This is a genomic window from Streptomyces sp. WM6386 (assembly GCF_000972385.1).
Classification (GTDB): Bacteria; Actinomycetota; Actinomycetes; order Streptomycetales; family Streptomycetaceae; genus Streptomyces.
This window is the reverse complement of the sequence record NZ_JXTE01000302.1, coordinates 1-768: the sequence shown is the minus strand read 5'-3', so window position 1 is coordinate 768 and position 768 is coordinate 1. Positions and strand designations below refer to the sequence as shown.

General features: G+C 67.2%; 1 pseudogene. It reads left to right on the top strand.

Annotation, left to right across the window (positions count from 1 at the left end):
* Positions 1-62 precede the first annotated feature (62 nt).
* Positions 63-551: pseudogene (locus TN53_RS41370) on the top strand (transposase); the annotation flags it as partial.
* Positions 552-768 lie beyond the last annotated feature (217 nt).

Below are 768 nucleotides of genomic sequence, written 5' to 3'. Positions count from 1 at the left end.
CCGGGCAGTTTCCGCCCCACCGCCACACCATCAGGCGACAGCAGACTCACTCAAAGAATCACGAACCGCCCACTCAGAGGCGCTGGGTTCACAAGATCGCCAATACCCTTGACGCCCTTCCGGAGTCCGCTCAGCCCGGGGTGAACAAGGCCCTACAGGAGATCTGCAACGCCGAGGACAAGCAGCATGCGCGGAAGGCGGTGGCCGCGTTCGAGAAGACCTACGACGCGATGTGGCCCAAGGCCGTCAAGAAGATCACCGACGACGTGGACGAGCTACTGGCGTTCCACGACTTCCCCGCCGAGCACTGGATCCACCTGCGGACCACGAACCCCATTGAGTCGACGTTCGCCACGGTGCGGCTGCGCACGAAGGTGACCAAGGGCGCCGGCAGCCCGGCCGCCGCTCTGGCCATGGTCTTCAAGCTTGTCGAGTCCGCCCAGCAGCGGTGGCGGGCCGTGAATGCGCCCCACCTCGTCGCCCTGGCCCGTGCCGGAGCTCGCTTCGAACGGGGTCAACTCGTCGAACGACCCAAGGCTCACGCAGCCTGACCTTCAACGGTTGGAGCCCCGAGTCGCCGATTGCGGATGTCCACGGACACGGGCCGCCGCCGTCGTCCGTCATGCCGAGTCAGACGCCTGGCCGGCACTCGCCGGGGTCCCGACGAGGGACTGCAGGGCGCGGACCAAGCACGTGGCGTCTGTGCTGGAGAGCGGGGCGAGGAATCGGCGTTCCATCTCCTGGCGGGCGAATTCGGCGTCGCGAAGG